Origin of the sequence: Aeromonas sp. 600276 (assembly GCF_049175815.1) — a bacterium.
In the GTDB taxonomy this organism is placed as follows: Bacteria; Pseudomonadota; Gammaproteobacteria; order Enterobacterales; family Aeromonadaceae; genus Aeromonas; species Aeromonas dhakensis.
In genome coordinates, this window is the sequence record NZ_JAAKVU010000004.1 from 232,885 (window position 1) to 249,588 (window position 16,704).

The following is a 16,704-nucleotide window of genomic DNA, read 5'->3' on the forward strand; positions in this document are numbered from 1 at the left end:
CAGCAGGAATCACCATGTCTGAACAAACCACCACTCCGGAAGTCGACCAAACTCTCGAACTGAACAACGAGATGCAGGAGCGTCGTTCCAAGCTGGCCGCCTTGCGCGCCCAGGGCAACCCCTTCCCCAACGACTTCCGTCGTGACCACCTCTCCGGCGATCTGCACGCCGAGTTTGGCGACAAGAGCGCCGACGAGCTGGCCGCACTGGGTAAACGGGTGAAGATTGCCGGTCGCATCATGACCCGCCGGATCATGGGCAAGGCGTCTTTCGCCACCCTGCAGGACATGGCAGGCAAGATCCAGGTCTACGTCACCCGTGACGACCTGCCGGAAGGCTTCTACAACGAGCAGTTCAAGAAGTGGGATCTGGGCGACATCGTGGGTGTCGAAGGTACCCTGTTCCGCACCAACACAGGCGAACTCTCCGTTCACGTCTCCGACATTCGCCTGCTGACCAAGGCCCTGCGCCCGCTGCCCGAGAAGCACAAAGGTCTGACCGACCAGGAAGCCCGCTGCCGTCAGCGTTACCTGGATCTGATCGCCAACGAAGAGTCCCGCAAGACCTTCGTGACCCGTACCAAGGTCGTGGCCGGTATCCGCAAGTTCCTGAATGACAAGCGCTTCATGGAAGTGGAAACCCCCATGATGCAGGTCATCCCGGGTGGCGCTTCTGCCCGTCCGTTCATCACCCACCACAACGCACTGGACATCGACATGTACCTGCGTATCGCTCCGGAACTCTATCTGAAGCGTCTGGTGGTCGGTGGCTTCGAGCGTGTCTACGAGATCAACCGCAACTTCCGTAACGAAGGTATCTCCGTTCGCCATAACCCCGAGTTCACCATGCTCGAGTTCTATATGGCCTACGCCGACTACATCGATCTGATGGACCTCACCGAAGAGATGCTGCGCACCCTGGCGCAAGACATCCTGGGCGACACCAAGATCCGTTACGCCAAAGAGGGCGAAGAGGGCCTGACCATCGATTTCGGTCAGCCGTTCCAGCGCCTCTCCATGGTGGACTCCATCCTGAAGTACAACCCGGATGTGACCCGTGACGATCTGGCGACCCTGGAGAAGGCCACCGCCGTCGCCAAGCGCCTGCACATCGAGCTGATGAAGAGCTGGGAGCTGGGCCACGTGATCACCGCGATCTTCGAAGAGACCGTGGAGCACATGCTGCTGCAACCGACCTTCATCACCGAGTACCCGGCCGCCGTCTCTCCGCTGGCCCGTCGCAACGACCAGAACCCGGACGTCACCGACCGCTTCGAATTCTTCATCGGTGGCCGCGAGCTGGCCAACGGCTTCTCCGAGCTGAACGATGCGGAAGATCAGGCCGAGCGCTTCCAGGCTCAGGTTGACCAGAAAGCCGCCGGCGATGACGAAGCCATGTTCTACGACGCCGACTTCGTCACCGCGCTGGAACACGGTCTGCCGCCGACTGCCGGTCAGGGTATCGGTATCGACCGTCTGGTGATGCTGTTCACCAACAGCCACACCATCCGTGACGTCATCCTGTTCCCGGCTCTGCGTCCACAAAAGTAAGCGCCGCAGAAACAGGGTCGTAGCAGCACAGCTGCCGTCCATGACAATCAAAACGCCCCGCAACTGCGGGGCGTTTTTTTATGGCGGACACAAACCAGTGGCGAACGTTCAATCCGCCGCCAACTTGCCGCTTATGAGGCTGGTGGCAGCAGCCACTCCCCCTGCCACAAGGTGACGGCCTGACCGGCCATCAGCACCCTATCTCCCTGCAGTTCAAGGCACAGCTCACCGCCCCTGGCCGAGATCTGGCGGGCCCGCAGCTGCTGTTTGCCTAGCCGCTCGGCCCAGAAGGGCACCAGAGCGCAGTGGTTGGAGCCGGTCACCGGATCCTCGTCTACCCCGACCCAGGGGGCGAAGTAGCGGGAGACGAAGTCATGGTCCGGATCGCGCGAAGGCGCCGTCACCATCAGGCCGCGACCGGGCAGGGCGCGCAAGGCCTGAAAATCTGGGCTGAGCGCGCGGACCTCCTCCTCGCTGGCGAGCGCCAGCAAGAACTTGGCGCCAGCCGCCAGGGTTTGCAGCGGCTGGCAACCGACCGCCGCCGCATAGGCCGGATCCAGCTCGAGCGGCGCCGGGGCAATGCGCGGGAAATCGAGCCAGATCCACGCTCCTTCGCGCCGGGCCAGCAACTCGCCGCTACGGGTCTCGAAACGAATGACCTCATCCTCAGACACCGCCCCCGTCTGCCACAACACATGGGCCGCAGCCAGGGTGCCGTGACCGCAGAGATCCACTTCCAGCTCGGGGGTGAACCAGCGCAGCTGGTAGCGGGCCCGGCCTTGGGGCACCAGAAAGGCGGTCTCCGACTGGTTGAACTCGGCCGCCATGGCCAGCAGGGTGGCATCCGGCTGGCTCGGCCCCAGCGCCACCACCGCCGGGTTGCCGCCAAAGGGGTGCTGGCTGAAGGCATTGACATGAAACAAGCTGATGATCGACATTCACGCTTCCTGTGTGGGTAATACGGGCTCATTCATCGCCCTTTATACCATGAGAGCCCTGTCGACCTGCGTCGCCTTGCAACTCTCTCCATCGCCTTTTTAATGCAGTAATAGAATAAAAAAGACATTTTTATTCTTTGTTGTTATCCATCACACCCCTTAACCTGACCAAAAATCAGACCATGGAAGACGTGTGTGATGCAATTGAAGGACTCCCTGACCAACCTGACTCCCCTCTCTGACGAGCAGCAGCGACAGCTGAGCCAGGCGCTATCGACCCTCAATACCCAGCAACTTGCCTGGGTGAGCGGTTATCTCTACGGTCTCTCCCAGGCGGGCAGCCAGCCTGTCGTGACCGGGGCAGCAGCCACCCCCAGCGGCAATCTGACCATTCTCTACGGCTCCCAGACCGGCAACGCCAAGGGCGTGGCCAGCGCCATCAAGGCGCAGGCCGAGGCCCGTGGCCTGCCGGTGACCCTCACCTCCATGGCGGACTACAAACCCAAGCAGCTCAAGAAAGAGACCCACCTGCTGCTGGTAGTGAGCACTTACGGGGAGGGTGAACCGCCGGAGAGCGCGGTCGATCTGTACGAGCAGCTCAAGAAGGGCAAGGTCGGCAAGCTGGAAGGGCTCAAGTTCGCCGTGCTGGGGCTGGGTGACAGCTCCTATGAGTTCTTCTGCCAGACCGGCAAGGACTTTGACAGCCTGCTGACCAAGGCCGGCGCCGACCGGGTGCATGAACTCGCCAGCCTGGACGTGGATTATCAGGATGCCGCCAAGGCGTGGGGCGAACAGGCGCTCAACGCCATCGCCGCCACCCTCTCTGCCGGCCCCGCCGGCAGCAGCGTAGCCAGCGCGGTACAGCAGGCGGTCGGCCACAGCCAGTACAGCAAGGAGAACCCCTTCCCGGCCAGGCTCTCGGTCAACCAGAAGATCACCGGTCGCGACTCGACCAAGGATATCCGCCACATCGAGATCAGCCTGGAAGAGTCCGGCATCCGCTATCAGCCAGGGGATGCGCTGGGCATCTGGTTTGACAACGATGCCGACCTGGTCGGTGAGGTCTTGGCGCTGGCTCATCTTTCCGGCGACGAAGCCACCGCTCGCGGTAGCCTGCGCGAGGTGCTCAGCCGCGAGCTGGAGCTGACCCGCTTGCACGGCGGCTTTATCACAGGGCTCGCTGACATATCGGACAACGCGGCCCTCAAGGATCTGGCCGGCGACAAGGCCCAGGTCAACGCCCTGGTGGCCTCTGCCCAGGTAGTGGATGTGCTCAAACGCTTCCCGACCGCGCTCACAGCCGAACAGCTGATCGGCCTGCTGCGCCCGCTCACTCCGCGCCTCTACTCCATCGCCTCCAGCCAGAGCGAGGTGGAGGAAGAGGTGCACCTGACCGTCGGCGTAGTGCGCTACCCGCAGGATGATGGCACTGTGCGCAGCGGCGCCGCCTCCTCCTATCTGGCGGACCGTCTGCCGGAAGATGCCGAGGTGCGGGTATTCGTGGAGCACAACGACAACTTCCGCCTGCCTGCTAACCCCGATACCCCTGTCATCATGGTGGGCCCGGGCACCGGCATCGCCCCCTTCCGGGCCTTCTTGCAGGAGCGGGAAGCGCAAGGGGCCGACGGCAAGAACTGGCTCTTCTTCGGCAATCCGCACTTTACCCAGGATTTCCTCTATCAGGTGGAGTGGCAGCGTTATGTGAAGTCGGGCCTGCTGTCGAAGATCTCCCTGGCCTTCAGCCGGGATCAGGCCAACAAGATTTATGTGCAGGACCGCCTGCGCGAGGCAGGGCTCGAGCTCTACCAGTGGCTGGAAGCAGGCGCTCACTTCTATGTGTGCGGCGATGCCAATCATATGGCCAAAGATGTGCAGGAAGCCCTGCTGGATGTGATTGCCGAACATGGCCAGAAGAGCCGTGAGGAAGCAGAAGAGTATCTGAGCGAATTGCGTCGTGCCAAACGTTATCAAAGGGATGTCTATTGATGAGCAAACAAGTTATTCCAGGACCGGTGGAAGGACCGCTGGCCGACAACGAACGTCTGAAACGCGAGAGCAACTTTCTTCGCGGCACCATAGAGCAGGATCTCAAGGACCCGCTCACCGGCGGCTTCAACGGCGACAACTTCCAGCTGATCCGCTTTCACGGCATGTATCAGCAGGATGACCGCGATATTCGCCCCGAGCGCGCCGCCCAGAAGCTGGAGCCGCTGCACAATGTTATGCTGCGCGCCCGCCTGCCGGGCGGCATCATCACCCCGGCCCAGTGGCTGGTGATCGACAAGTTCGCCGAAGAGCACAGCCTGTACGGCAGCATCCGCCTGACCACCCGCCAGACCTTCCAGTTCCACGGGGTGCTCAAGCGCGACATCAAGCTGATGCACCAGACCCTCAACAGCACCGGCATCGATTCCATCGCCACCGCGGGCGACGTGAACCGCAACGTGCTCTGCACCAGCAACCCGGTGGAGTCCGAACTGCACCAGGAGGCCTACGAGTGGGCCAAGAAGATCTCCGAGCACCTGCTGCCCAAGACCCGCGCCTACGTGGAGATCTGGCTGGACGGCGAGAAGCTGGGGGATGACGAGGAGCCTATCCTGGGCTCCAACTACCTGCCGCGCAAATTCAAGACGACCGTGGTGATCCCGCCCCACAACGACGTGGACATCCACGCCAACGATCTGAACTTCGTGGCCATCGCCGAAGGTGGCAAGCTGGTGGGCTTCAACGTGCTGGTGGGCGGTGGTCTGGCCATGACTCACGGTGACACCACCACTTATCCGCGCAAGGCGAGCGACTTCGGCTTCGTGCCCCTCTCCCACGTGCTGGAAGTGGCGGCCGCCGTGGTCAGCACCCAGCGCGACTGGGGCAACCGGGTCAATCGCAAGAACGCCAAGACCAAGTACACCCTGGAGCGGGTGGGGGTCGAGGCCTTCAAAGCCGAGGTGGAGAGCCGCGCCGGCATCCAGTTCGGGCCGGTTCGCCCCTACGAATTCACCAGCCGCGGCGATCGCTTCGGTTGGGTCGAGGGGATCGACGGCAAGCAACACCTGACCCTGTTCATCGAGAACGGCCGCCTGCTGGACTTCCCGGGCAAGCCCCTCAAGACCGGCATGCTGGAGATCGCCAAGGTGCATCAGGGGGATTTTCGCCTGACCGCCAACCAGAACCTCATCATCGCCGGCGTCCCGGCCGGCGAGAAGTCCCGCATCGAAGCCCTGGCGCGCCAGTACGGCCTGCTGGATGACGGCGTGAGCGAGCAGCGCAAGCAGTCCATGGCCTGCGTGGCCCTGCCTACCTGCCCGCTGGCGATGGCCGAGGCCGAGCGCATGCTGCCGGCGTTTGTCACCGACATCGAAGGGCTGCTGACCAAGCACGGTCTGGCGGATGACGCCATCATCTTCCGCGTCACCGGCTGCCCCAACGGCTGCGGCCGCGCCATGCTGGCGGAGGTGGGACTGGTGGGCAAGGCGCCGGGTCGCTACAACCTGCACCTGGGTGGCAATCTGGAGGGGACCCGCATTCCGCGCCTCTATCAGGAGAACATAACCGAGCCGCAGATCCTGGCCGAGCTGGACGCCCTGATCGGCCGTTGGGCTAAGGATCGCAACCCTGGCGAGTGCTTCGGCGACTTCGTCATTCGCGCCGGGATCATAGCCCCGGTCATCGACTCCGCGAGGGACTTCTATGCAGCCTGATCAGACCGATACAGAGCGGCTGGCGCGCACCGCCGACGGCCGGCTCGACCTCGACGCCCTGCTGGCCCTGGGCCGGGAGGAGCAGGTCGAGGCGCTGGCCCCCCTCAACCGGGCGCTGGACGCCATGAGCGCCCCCGAGCGGGTGCACTGGGCCCTGGCCAACCTGCCGGGGGAGCACGTGCTGTCGTCGAGCTTCGGCATCCAGGCGGCGCTGATGCTGCACCTGGTGAGCCGCGAGCGGGCCGACGTGCCCGTGGTGCTGACCGATACCGGTTATCTCTTCCCCGAGACCTACCGCTTCATCGACGAGCTGACCGAGCGTCTCGCCCTCAACCTCAAGATCTACCGGGCCGCGCTCACCCCTGCCTGGCAGGAGGCCCGCTTCGGCCTGCTGTGGGAGCAGGGAGTGGAGGGGATCACCCGCTACAACCAGCTCAACAAGGTGGAGCCCATGGACCGCGCCCTGAACGAGCTGGGCGCCCGCACCTGGTTCTCTGGCCTGCGCCGGGAGCAATCCGGCAGCCGGGGCAAGCTGCCGGTGCTGGCCATCCAGCGCGGTCGCTTCAAGTTCCTGCCGGTGATCGACTGGAGCAACAAGGACGTCTTCTACTACTTCAAGGAGTTCGACCTCCCCTACCACCCCTTGTGGGAGCAGGGCTACCTGTCGGTCGGCGACGTGCACACCACCACCAAGTGGGAGCCCGGCATGAGCGAGGAGCAGACCCGCTTCTTCGGCCTCAAGCGCGAGTGCGGTCTGCACGAGGAGAGTGGCGAGAGCGATGGCTCCGGCATCTAAGCCGGACTTTCCACCCGCACGGCTCCCATAAAAAACGCCCGGCAACTGCCGGGCGTTTTTCTTTGCGCAAAAAAGCGACCTACCGCCCTCATTACCTGGCGGCGGCGCGCGCCTGGGTCAGCCAGTCGTTCACCAGCGCCTCATGGCCCTTGAGCCAGGCATCGGCGTGACGCTCCACATCCGCCGGCTTGTTCTGTCCCTTGTTCATCAGGCCGTTCTGCACGTTGATGTCATTGAGCGGCAGCTTGACGATAGAGAAGAGCCTGGCGGCCGCCGGGTTGGCCTCGGCGAACCGCTTGTTGGCGACGATGTGCATGGTGTTGACCGGGAAGCCATAGTTCTTGCCGTTCGGCAGCCGGGTCTTGGCCGCATCAGGGCCATCGGCGGGCACCTCCAGCCACACCACATCCCGGCCGGGCACCAGCTCGCTGCTGAGCCAGTAGGGGGTCCAGGTGTAGTAGAGCACCGGCTTGCCGCTCTTGAAGCGGGCCTGGGTATCGGCGATGAGCGCCGCGTAGTTGCCCTGCTTGTGGGTGACGGTCGGGGTCAGCCCGAACTCGGCCAGATGGCGGTTGATCGCCTCTTCGCAACCCCAGCCCGGGTTGCAACCGATGAGATCGGCCTTGCCGTCGCCATCGCCGTCAAACAGCGCCGCCAGCTTGGGATCCTTGAGCTGTCCCAGGTTGGTGATGCCATAGCGGGTCGCGGTCTGCTTGTCGATGAGATAACCCTGGGCGGCCCCGGCCACATAGGTCCCCTCACGGAAGAACACCTTGTCACCCCCCGCCTGCTCATATTTGTTGTTCTGCAGCGGTATCCAGTTGAAGGCCAGAAAAGTGCCATCCCCCTGCGCTACCGAGGCGTAGGCCACGTTGTAGTCCACCTCCTGGGCCGGCAGGACGTCATAGCCGAGACGCGCCATCAGCTTGCTGACCAGCAGGGTCTGAAAGCTCTCCTCCGGCAAGGAGCTCTGCAGGGGCTGAACGCGCACGCCCTCCCCCGGCAGCTCGGTGCTGGCCATGGCGAACGGGCCGAGCAGTTGGGCGCTCAGCAGCAGGGAGCCCAGGGTCAGCGTCTTGGTGATCAGTCTCATGCATTTACTCCTTTGTAATCGATTGGCTTGTCGCGACCGAGCAGGCGCAGCAGCAGGGCGGCGGGGCCGCGCTGATACCAGCGGCCGGTCCGGCTGCGATCCGGCTGCCCCATCGCCTGGGTCAGGCGGTCGAGCACGATGGCCAGCAGCACTATGCCGAGGCCGCCGATGGAGGCGAGCCCCATGTCGAGCCGGCCGATGCCGCGCAGCACCATCTGGCCGAGGCCCCCTACCGCGATCATGGAGGCGATCACCACCATGGAGAGCGCCAGCATCAGGGTCTGGTTGACCCCGGCCATGATGGTGGGCATGGCGAGCGGCAACTGCACCTTGAACAGCAGCTGGGAGGGGCTGGCACCGAACGAGTGGGCCGCCTCCACCAGATCGGCGGGCACCTGGCGAATGCCCAGCATGGTGAGCCGGATCATGGGCGGCAGCGCAAAGATGACGGTCACCACCACCCCGGGCACGTTGCCGATGCCGAACAGCATGACGATGGGGATGAGGTAGACGAACGCCGGAGTGGTCTGCATGGCATCCAGCAACGGCCGGGTCCAGCGTGACAGTCGCTCGCTCCGCGCCAGCAGGATGCCGGCCGGCAACCCTAGCAAGACGCAGAAAAAGAGCGAGGTCAGCACCAGCGACAGGGTCACCATGGCATCGGACCAGGCGCCAATAAGCCCCACGATCACCAGCGAGACCAGGGTCCCCAGCGCCATGCGGCCGTTCACCAGCTGCCAGGCGATCAGGGTCAGCAGGCCGATCATCAGGGTGGAGGGCACCGTCTGCAGCAGATGGGTCATGCCGTTCAGGGTCAGCTCCACCGGCGCGCGGATCAGCTGGAACAGCGGTCGCAGGTTCTCCACCAGCCAGCCGATGCCACCCTCGACCCAGCTGTCCAGCGGCACCAGCGCCTGCTGGAAGGGATCCAGCCAGTCGACGGCAGCTGTGGTATCCACCGTCTCGATCTGGTTCTGCCAGTCGGTGGCGGCGGTGGCGGTATCGCTCCAGGGATCGGCCACCTCGGTGGCACTGGAGGCCGTGGCGCCCCAAGGGTCGGCCGCCACCTCGTCGGCCCGCAGGGAGGGGCTCGCCAGCAGCACCAGGGCCAACAGCCCGCTCAGTAAAAAATGGGGATTCATCCGCTTCATGCCGGGGTACTCCTGTCCAGGGTGTTCAGCAGGTTGGCCTTGGAGATGAGGCCCAGATAAGTGCCATCCTCCTCGACCACGGGCACCTGACAGGGGGCGGCCGCCACCTGGCTGATCAGTTCGTTGAGGGCGGTGTCCGCCAAGATGGGCTGGATGTCCGCCAGCAGCGCCTGCTCCAGGCTGCCTTTGGCCCTAACCACCTGACCGAGCGACTCCACCGAGACGACCCCGAGGAAGCGACGCCGGCGATCCACCACGTAACCGAACTCCCGCTCCTGCTCCTTGAGCTGGCGCAGAGCGTTGCCCGGCCCGTCGGTGGTGTGCTTCTTGATGAGCGGCATCTGCTTGCGGCTGGCCACGTCGCGGGCGCTGAATACATGGGCCAGATCCACCCCGCGAAAGAAGGCACGCACATAGTCGTTGGCGGGCTGGTTGAGGATCTCGTCCGGGGTGCCGACCTGCACCAGCTGGCCGTCCTGCATGATGGCGATGCGATCGCCGATGCGCATCGCCTCGTCCAGATCGTGAGAGATGAAGACGATGGTACGCTGCTGGCTGGCCTGCAGCTTGAGCAGCTCATCCTGCATCTCGGTGCGGATCAGCGGATCCAGAGCCGAAAAAGCCTCGTCCATCAGCAGGATGTCGGGGTCGTTGGCAAGGGCGCGGGCCAGCCCGACCCGCTGCTTCATGCCGCCGGAGAGCGCATCGGGGAAGGCATCGATCCACTGCCCCAACCCCACCTGCTGCAGCGCCTGGCGGGCACTCTGCTGGCGCTCGGCCAGTGGCACCCCGGCCAGCTCCAGCCCGAAGGCGGTGTTTTCCAGCACGCTCAGGTGCGGCATCAGGGCGAAAGACTGGAACACCATGCTGATCTTCTTGCGCCGCACCTGACGCAGCTCGCTGTCGGAGATGGCGGCGATGTCCTCACCATCGATCAGCACCTGGCCGCGGGTCGGCTCGATCAGCCGATTGAAGAGACGCACCAGGGTGGATTTGCCCGAGCCGGAGAGGCCCATCACCACGAAGATCTCCCCTTCGTCGATGGCCAGATTGACATCCTGGACCCCCAGGGTCTGCCCGGTTTTTTGCAGTATGCTGGCGCGGTCATGGCCTTTGGCCAGCAATTTGAACGCTTTTTCCGGCTGATCGCCGAAGATTTTGTAGAGTGATTTGACCTCGAGTTTGACTGTCATATTGTCCTTTTTTCTTGGCCGACGGGCTGCCTGGCAAACCGTCGAACGTGAGCCAATTACTTTTAACCCTAAGCAATTAACAACGAAAACAAAAGAACCATAAGAGTCTCAGCAAAAGGATTAATTTTTAATTTATTGATTTTTAAAGACTATTTTTAGGCATAAAAATGCACTCAGGTGTAATGAAACCCTGTCATTCCAACCGAATAAATCAATACAACCCCATCAAAATCAACGACAGATAGGCATGTAACGCGAGAAAAACAGAGCAATAATGGGAGGGAAAAGGAGGGGGCATGCCTCTCATTAGCGGGCCAACACATTTAGTTACAACACTAACTATAATATTGTCATTCGCTGCCACACTTCCACTGTGAAATAGAGGCCTGAGGTGTGGCGTGTCCACGCTATGGCACATCGCAATACCTGGGTATTCAATCCCTGTCCCGGACAGCAAAAAGGCCCCTTGTGCAACACAAGGGGCCTTTCATCAACCGGGGAAATCCGCCAGCCGTCAGCGCCGCTGCCAGGTCTCGAAACGGTAGGGGTGGGGGTTCTTCTCGTCGGGCTGATGTGACTCGCGCTCGATGCACGACCAGTCGCCCTCGTCGAAGGCCGGGAAACGGGTATCCCCCTCCACCGCCAGATCGATGCGGGTCAGATAGAGTCTGTCGGCCCGTGGCAGCAGCTGGCCGTAGAGATGACCGCCCCCGATCACCATCAGCTCGGTAACATCGCTGCCGGCCAGCAGCGCCAGCGCCGCGTCCACCGAGTCGATGACCTCCACGCCGTCAGCCCGGTAGTCGGGGTTGCGGCTGATCACCAGGTTGCGGCGGCCAGGCAGCGGCCGCCCGATGGATTCAAAGGTCTTGCGCCCCATCAGCACCGGCTTGCCCAGGGTCACCCGCTTGAAGTGGGCCAGATCCGCCGGCAGGTGCCAGGGCATCTGGTTGTCCAGGCCGATCACCCGATCGTGGGCCATGGCGGCAATCATGGAAATCATCATGGGGTCAACCTCTCGCACCGTCTGTCAGATAATGGGGCGATTACGGTACACGACCAGAGAGGGGATCGCCAAACCGAAACTCAGGGCCCCCACGATAAACAACGCCTTGAGCCCGTTTTCCACCGCGCTCTGGATAAGCTCCATGGTCACCCCGGAGATATTGAGCTCCACCACCGCGATCATCGCCTTGAAGGCGTAGCTGCCCGGGATCATGGGGATGATGGAGGCGACGCTGAACACAGGGCGCGGCGCCAGCAGCCGGCGCGACCAGTAGACGCAGACAAAACCGACCGTGGTCGCCGCCGCCAGGGTGGCCCACTCGATGGGCATGCCATGGTGAATGAGCAGGGTGCGCAGGCTGTGAGCCAGGGCGCCGCCCATGGCGCAGTACTTCAACATCCGTGGTGGCACGTTGAACAGCATGGCAAAGCCCACTGCCGGAATGGCCGACCAGAAGGCATCCTTGACCAGCAGCCAGATGAAATCCATCATACCTTCCACCCCCAGATACCGGTCACCGACATGGCGAGAATAATTCCTATCGCCGCGCTGATGGTCAGCAGGGTCGCCGTGCCCCAGCGGGCCAGCCCCATGTTGAAGTAGCCCTTCACCATGTCGGAGACCGCATTGATGAGCGGAAAGCCCGGCACCAGCAGCAGTACGCTGGCCGCCATGGCGAGATAGGGCTGGGCCCCCCAGTTGAAGAAGGTCGCGCTGGAGGCGAGCAGGGTGGCGATAAAGCCGGTGGTGGCAAAATTGATGAGGGGGCTGTGGTGATGACGCGCCATCAGCTGGCGTGCCCGCATGGCGACCGAAGCAGAGAAACAGGTCACCAGGAAGATGGGCCAGTCACCGCCAAACAGCAGACTGAAGGCACCGCAGGAGAGCCCCACCATGGGCACCACCAGCCAGGGGTGATAGTGGAACGGTACTATGGCCTCCAGGCGCTGACGCACTTCCCGCGCTCCGATCAGATCCTTCTCCGCCATGATGCAGATACGCTGGATCTCGCACACCACCTGCATGTTGATGCCGTGCTCACGCACCCGCCGGGTGGTGGTGACGCAACTGCCCTGATAGAGGCTGGTGAGCACGATGGCGCTGGAGGAGATGGCCATCTCGACGCTCTCCAGCCCGAGCGCCATGCCGAGCCGGACCGTGGTCTGCTCTATGATGCGACTCTCGGCGCCGAACTGGGCCAGCATCTGGCCCACCTTGACGATGATCCGGGTGATCTCCGTCTGCTGTTCCCGCGACAGCACCCGCCTTGGTGTGATACTTCTCATAATCCCTTCGAGTCGTAGCAAATTAAAAAAGTGTCGCCATGTTAGCCTAACTATCGGCGCCGTTCATCTACACATATCACGCCAATAAACAAACTCAAATAAAATAAAAAGCGACACAAAAATACATCAAATAGATTACAAATCACCCCAAACTGTTCAACGCCAGTCAGCTAGCCTCACCCGGAAACCACGATAATGGCGGGAATATATTAAAATGACTCATCCGGAATAATATTATTTTTTCTTGCGATAATAATCGCTGAAATAGAGGATGTTGTTCTCTTTATATTCCGGTAGCGGCTCGACATAATCAGGATTATTGAGCTGAACCATTTCACTGCGCATGGAATAAAAGGAGTCGTGCATCATGGCGGCAATCCGGATGCAGCTGTCCATGTTGTTCTTGGCCAGCTGGCGCTGACAGTCGATGCGAAATTGCAGGCCGCGCAGGCGCATTTGCTGCTGCGGGCTGACCCTGTCTATCAGACCTTCTATCTCTTGCTGAAGCAACTCGTCGAGCCGCTCGGGCTCCGCCACCGCCAGCCGTTTCAAGGTATCAAAATCAGGCAACTCCATATGCCCTCCCGCGGCCAGCCGCTGCATGGTGATACTCAAACAACAACAATCGGTTCATATTTTCACCAATCGCTTCAGGTGTTATATAAGCCGAACCCCGCTGCGGTTCAATCCATGAGGCCGGCTTTCCCCTCCCGCTGCGCCAAAAGATGACGGCGCATGGAAACCCCGAACTGGTTATTCGTTATGGATCAAGCGATTATTCCTGAATATCGATGGCGGATGTGTTTATACATTTTTGGCACGGCAATATGCCGATGTTATGTCTTATTGAAAGGAAGCGGCCAATATAGTTTGCCATTTGACGCTCGCCTTCGCGCCGCGATCTGGCTGGTTTAACATATCTTGCTGATTATGTTATTTTATTTGCCACTTATAGCGGCAACCAAGAGCAGACCATGAGCAAGGCAAGAATCGGTATCGTCACCGTCAGCGATCGCGCCAGTGCGGGCATCTACGAAGATCTCTCCGGCAAGGCCATCATCGACACCCTGAACGCCTATCTGACCTCGGAATGGGAACCCCTTTATGAGGTGATCCCCGACGAGCAGGAGCAGATCGAGGCAACCCTGATCCGGCTGGCGGACCAGGAGCGGTGCAGCCTCATCGTCACCACAGGTGGCACCGGGCCGGCCAAGCGGGATGTTACCCCGGAGGCAACCGAGGCGGTGTGCGATCGCATGATGCCAGGCTTTGGCGAGCTGATGCGGGCCGAATCCCTCAAGTTCGTGCCGACCGCCATCCTGTCGCGCCAGACCGCCGGTCTGCGCGGCAGCTCGCTCATCGTCAACCTGCCGGGCAAGCCCAAGTCCATCCGCGAATGTCTGGATGCGGTCTTCCCCGCTATCCCCTACTGCATCGATCTGATGGAAGGCCCCTATCTCGAGTGCGACGAGGCCGTCATCAAGCCGTTTCGCCCGAAGAAATAAAAGCTGGGCGGGGATTTGCCCCGCCCTTTGCTTATTTGCGGCCGTACACCTTGACCCCGGCCCGACTCCCTTCCGAATTGCCGTATACCTCGATCCGCTTGATGCAGAGCCGGCTGCCGAGGGATTTCCACTCCGACTCCTGATCCTCTCTCAGCTCCTTGCCGAAATAGAGGGTCTTGCTGCGATCATTGCCATAAAACACCTTGACCCGCTCCAGGGTTAATTCCCGCCCAGCCTTGACCATGATGGATTTGGTTGGCCGACAGGCGAGCATGGGAATGATGGCGGGATGATCGCCAACCCCGAGCAGAATGGTCTTGCCCAGCCGAAATTCATCATCGGCCATGGCCGGGGCGGCCAGCGCCCACAACAAGGTGGATAACAGAACGCCCTGAATGACGCGCAGACGCTTGGCAGAAAAAGAAAAAGCAGATAACACAGACATGATGCCTCCCGAAAAAAAACGGGGGGCATATTAATTCATCAAGGCTAAACCCAGCCTGTACCGGCGCCCTGCCAGGCAGGGCACCGACACTCAGGACCAGCGTTTGAAGATGAGGGAGGTGTTGATACCGCCAAAGGCAAAGTTGTTGGACATCAGGTACTCCACCGCCAGCGTGCGACCGCTGCCCACCACGTGATCGAGCGGAGCGCAGGCCGGATCCGGCTCGGTCAGGTTGATGGTGGGGGCAAACCACCCCTCCTGCATCATCTCCAGCGCCAGCCAGGCCTCGATGGCGCCGCAGGCCCCCAGGGTATGGCCGAAGTAGCTCTTGAGGGACGAGATGGGGGTGCGGTCGCCGAAGATGGCGGCGGTGGCGTGACTCTCGGCGATGTCGCCGCGCTCGGTGGCGGTGCCGTGGGCGCTGATATAGCCGATATCCTCAGGCTGGAGCCCGGCCTGGGCCAGCGCCATCTCCATGCAGAGCTGCATGGTCTCCTGCTGGGGCTGGGTCACGTGGGCGGCATCGCAGTTGGTGGCAAAGCCCACCAGCTCGGCGAGGATGGTGGCACCTCGCGCCTGCGCATGTTCCAGCTCCTCCAGCACCAGGGTGCCGGCCCCCTCGCCTATCACCAGCCCGTCCCGCTGCCGGTCGAACGGACGCGGCGCCAGCTCCGGGTTGTCGTTCATCTGGCTGGTGGCAAACAGGGTATCGAATACCACGGCCTCCGACGGGCAGAGCTCCTCCGCCCCGCCAGCCACCATCAGGGTCTGGTAGCCGTGCTTGATCGCCTCAAAGGCGTAGCCGATGCCCTGGCTGCCGGAGGTACAAGCGCTGGAGGTGGGAATGACCCGCCCGCGCAGGCCGAAGAACAGCCCGGTGTTGACCGCCGCCGTGTGCGGCATCATCTGCACATAGGTGGTGGCCGTGATGCTGGCGGTGCTCTTGTCGTTGAGCATGACCCCGAAGGCGCGGATGGGGTCCGTGCTGCCGGTGGAGGAGCCGTAGGCGATGCCGGTGCGCCCGTCGGTGAGCACCGGGTTGTCCAGCAATCCCGCCTGCGCCAGCGCCAGCTCGGTGGCGACGGTGGCAAGCGCCGAGACCCGTCCCATGGCGCGGGTCTTCTTGCGCGGATAGTGGGCCGGCAGCGTGAAGTCCGGAATGGGGGCCGCCAGCCGGGTGTTGAGGCCATCGTAGATGGCCCACTCCGGCATGTTCACCACCGCATTGCGCCCCGCCTGCAGGCGGGCCCGCACGCTCGGCCAATCCTGCCCGAAGGCGGTCACCCCGGCCATGCCGGTGACTACGACTCGCTTCATACCATGCCTCCGTTGATGGAGATGACCTGGCGCGTGACATAGCCGGCGATGTCGGACATCAGATAGGAGACCAGACCGGCCACCTCGTCAGCCTGCCCCATCCGCTTGAGTGGAATGATCTTCATCGCCTCCGCCTTCACCTCCTCGTCCACCATGCCGGTGTCGATGAGGCCGGGGGCCACGCAGTTGACGGTGATCTTGCGCTTGGCAAGCTCGAGGGCCAGTGCCTTGGTGGCCCCCATGATGCCCGCCTTGGCGGCACTGTAGTTGACCTGGCCCCGGTTGCCCATCAGCCCGGACACCGAGGAGATGGTCACGATGCGTCCGCCCCGGCGCAGGCCGATCATCGGCATGATGCAGGGCTTGAGCAGGTTGTAGAAGCCGTCCAGGTTGGTGTGCAGCACACCGTCCCACTCCTCGTCGGTGAGGGCGGGAAAGGCGCCGTCACGGATGATGCCGGCGTTGCAGACCACGCCGTAATAGGCGCCGTGCTCGGCCATGTCGGCCTCCAGCCGCGCGCGGCACCCCTCGCGATCGGCGATGTCGAACTGGAGCAGACGCCCCTGCCCGCCGGCCGCCTGCAGGCTGGCCAGGGTGGCTTCGGCGCCGGCCCGATCGCTGTGGTAGTGCACCACGATGGAAAAACCGTCGGCCGCCAGCTTGAGGGCGATGGCGCGGCCTATCCCCTTGCTGGCGCCCGTGACCAATACGCTAGAGATCATGAAG

General features: G+C 62.4%; 16 protein-coding genes. 5 read left to right on the plus strand and 11 right to left on the minus strand.

The features are described from left to right. Positions 1-14 precede the first annotated feature (14 nt). Positions 15-1,550, plus strand: a complete 1,536-nt coding sequence (gene lysS / locus G5134_RS05960; protein WP_005297982.1) for a lysine--tRNA ligase — start codon at positions 15-17, stop codon at positions 1,548-1,550. Between the two features lie 131 nt (positions 1,551-1,681). On the opposite strand, the gene G5134_RS05965 is transcribed toward lysS, so the two are convergent. Continuing rightward, on the minus strand, positions 1,682-2,488 hold the full coding sequence (locus G5134_RS05965) for a PhzF family phenazine biosynthesis protein (protein WP_065016751.1): 807 nt from the start codon (positions 2,486-2,488) through the stop codon (positions 1,682-1,684). Between the two features lie 198 nt (positions 2,489-2,686). On the opposite strand from G5134_RS05965, the gene G5134_RS05970 reads away from it, so the two are divergent. Genes G5134_RS05970 through G5134_RS05980 form a run of 3 tightly spaced genes read left to right on the plus strand, consistent with a single transcriptional unit; the run spans position 2,687 to position 6,982 of the window. Beyond that, complete coding sequence (locus tag G5134_RS05970; RefSeq protein WP_065016750.1) at positions 2,687-4,474, plus strand: assimilatory sulfite reductase (NADPH) flavoprotein subunit; 1,788 nt, start codon at positions 2,687-2,689, stop codon at positions 4,472-4,474. Further along, positions 4,474-6,186, plus strand: a complete 1,713-nt coding sequence (gene cysI / locus G5134_RS05975; RefSeq protein WP_019839486.1) for an assimilatory sulfite reductase (NADPH) hemoprotein subunit — start codon at positions 4,474-4,476, stop codon at positions 6,184-6,186. Before G5134_RS05970 ends, cysI begins: the two co-directional genes overlap by 1 nt. Next, the gene (locus G5134_RS05980) at positions 6,176-6,982 is read left to right on the plus strand and encodes a phosphoadenylyl-sulfate reductase (protein ID WP_010633062.1); all 807 of its coding nucleotides are present in this window, start codon (positions 6,176-6,178) and stop codon (positions 6,980-6,982) included. The genes cysI and G5134_RS05980 overlap by 11 nt, the downstream gene beginning before the upstream one ends. Positions 6,983-7,073: 91 nt before the next feature. Here G5134_RS05980 and proX read toward each other — a convergent pair whose 3' ends face one another. From proX to G5134_RS06015, 7 genes are all read right to left on the minus strand, one after another. Then, positions 7,074-8,075 carry a glycine betaine/L-proline ABC transporter substrate-binding protein ProX gene (gene proX / locus G5134_RS05985; RefSeq protein ID WP_019839485.1) on the minus strand — a complete coding sequence of 334 codons (1,002 nt, stop codon included), beginning with the start codon at positions 8,073-8,075 and terminating at the stop codon, positions 7,074-7,076. Next, complete coding sequence (gene proW, locus G5134_RS05990) at positions 8,072-9,226, minus strand: glycine betaine/L-proline ABC transporter permease ProW (RefSeq protein WP_065016749.1); 1,155 nt, start codon at positions 9,224-9,226, stop codon at positions 8,072-8,074. Before proW ends, proX begins: the two co-directional genes overlap by 4 nt. Next, positions 9,223-10,419, minus strand: coding sequence for a glycine betaine/L-proline ABC transporter ATP-binding protein ProV (gene proV, locus G5134_RS05995; RefSeq protein WP_065016748.1), 1,197 nt, complete (start codon positions 10,417-10,419; stop codon positions 9,223-9,225). Before proV ends, proW begins: the two co-directional genes overlap by 4 nt. Before the next feature lie 514 nt (positions 10,420-10,933). Then, the gene (gene folA / locus G5134_RS06000) at positions 10,934-11,425 is read right to left on the minus strand and encodes a type 3 dihydrofolate reductase (RefSeq protein WP_005297958.1); all 492 of its coding nucleotides are present in this window, start codon (positions 11,423-11,425) and stop codon (positions 10,934-10,936) included. Between the two features lie 24 nt (positions 11,426-11,449). Next, the gene (locus G5134_RS06005) at positions 11,450-11,917 is read right to left on the minus strand and encodes a threonine/serine exporter family protein (protein WP_065016747.1); all 468 of its coding nucleotides are present in this window, start codon (positions 11,915-11,917) and stop codon (positions 11,450-11,452) included. Further along, the gene (locus G5134_RS06010) at positions 11,914-12,711 is read right to left on the minus strand and encodes a threonine/serine exporter family protein (RefSeq protein ID WP_005297956.1); all 798 of its coding nucleotides are present in this window, start codon (positions 12,709-12,711) and stop codon (positions 11,914-11,916) included. The genes G5134_RS06005 and G5134_RS06010 overlap by 4 nt, the downstream gene beginning before the upstream one ends. A 234-nt stretch (positions 12,712-12,945) precedes the next feature. Beyond that, positions 12,946-13,287 (minus strand): DUF3135 domain-containing protein, encoded by a 342-nt coding sequence (locus tag G5134_RS06015; RefSeq protein ID WP_065016746.1) that lies wholly within the window; start codon positions 13,285-13,287, stop codon positions 12,946-12,948. Between the two features lie 398 nt (positions 13,288-13,685). Between G5134_RS06015 and mog the strand changes: the two genes are divergently transcribed. After that, on the plus strand, positions 13,686-14,216 hold the full coding sequence (gene mog / locus G5134_RS06020) for a molybdopterin adenylyltransferase (RefSeq protein ID WP_017766389.1): 531 nt from the start codon (positions 13,686-13,688) through the stop codon (positions 14,214-14,216). A 31-nt stretch (positions 14,217-14,247) separates the two neighbouring features. Here mog and G5134_RS06025 read toward each other — a convergent pair whose 3' ends face one another. From G5134_RS06025 to G5134_RS06035, 3 genes are all read right to left on the minus strand, one after another. Beyond that, positions 14,248-14,586 carry a DUF2541 family protein gene (locus tag G5134_RS06025; RefSeq protein WP_017781065.1) on the minus strand — a complete coding sequence of 113 codons (339 nt, stop codon included), beginning with the start codon at positions 14,584-14,586 and terminating at the stop codon, positions 14,248-14,250. Positions 14,587-14,751: 165 nt separating this feature from the next. Next, the gene (locus G5134_RS06030; RefSeq protein ID WP_005297952.1) at positions 14,752-15,978 is read right to left on the minus strand and encodes a beta-ketoacyl-ACP synthase; all 1,227 of its coding nucleotides are present in this window, start codon (positions 15,976-15,978) and stop codon (positions 14,752-14,754) included. Continuing rightward, entirely contained in the window at positions 15,975-16,700 is a 726-nt protein-coding gene (locus tag G5134_RS06035) for a 3-ketoacyl-ACP reductase FabG2 (RefSeq protein WP_010633053.1), read from the minus strand. The genes G5134_RS06030 and G5134_RS06035 overlap by 4 nt, the downstream gene beginning before the upstream one ends. Positions 16,701-16,704: the final 4 nt, after the last annotated feature.

Coding starts and splice junctions, on each gene's coding strand:
- G5134_RS05980 (WP_010633062.1), top strand. CDS start 6,176: ATGCAGCCTGATCAGACCGATACAGAGCGGCTGGCGCGCACCGCCGAC.
- proV (WP_065016748.1), bottom strand. CDS start 10,419: ATGACAGTCAAACTCGAGGTCAAATCACTCTACAAAATCTTCGGCGAT.
- folA (WP_005297958.1), bottom strand. CDS start 11,425: ATGATGATTTCCATGATTGCCGCCATGGCCCACGATCGGGTGATCGGC.
- G5134_RS06010 (WP_005297956.1), bottom strand. CDS start 12,711: ATGAGAAGTATCACACCAAGGCGGGTGCTGTCGCGGGAACAGCAGACG.
- G5134_RS06035 (WP_010633053.1), bottom strand. CDS start 16,700: ATGATCTCTAGCGTATTGGTCACGGGCGCCAGCAAGGGGATAGGCCGC.
- G5134_RS05965 (WP_065016751.1), bottom strand. CDS start 2,488: ATGTCGATCATCAGCTTGTTTCATGTCAATGCCTTCAGCCAGCACCCC.
- proX (WP_019839485.1), bottom strand. CDS start 8,075: ATGAGACTGATCACCAAGACGCTGACCCTGGGCTCCCTGCTGCTGAGC.
- lysS (WP_005297982.1), top strand. CDS start 15: ATGTCTGAACAAACCACCACTCCGGAAGTCGACCAAACTCTCGAACTG.
- G5134_RS05970 (WP_065016750.1), top strand. CDS start 2,687: ATGCAATTGAAGGACTCCCTGACCAACCTGACTCCCCTCTCTGACGAG.
- G5134_RS06030 (WP_005297952.1), bottom strand. CDS start 15,978: ATGAAGCGAGTCGTAGTCACCGGCATGGCCGGGGTGACCGCCTTCGGG.
- mog (WP_017766389.1), top strand. CDS start 13,686: ATGAGCAAGGCAAGAATCGGTATCGTCACCGTCAGCGATCGCGCCAGT.
- proW (WP_065016749.1), bottom strand. CDS start 9,226: ATGAAGCGGATGAATCCCCATTTTTTACTGAGCGGGCTGTTGGCCCTG.
- G5134_RS06005 (WP_065016747.1), bottom strand. CDS start 11,917: ATGATGGATTTCATCTGGCTGCTGGTCAAGGATGCCTTCTGGTCGGCC.
- G5134_RS06015 (WP_065016746.1), bottom strand. CDS start 13,287: ATGGAGTTGCCTGATTTTGATACCTTGAAACGGCTGGCGGTGGCGGAG.
- cysI (WP_019839486.1), top strand. CDS start 4,474: ATGAGCAAACAAGTTATTCCAGGACCGGTGGAAGGACCGCTGGCCGAC.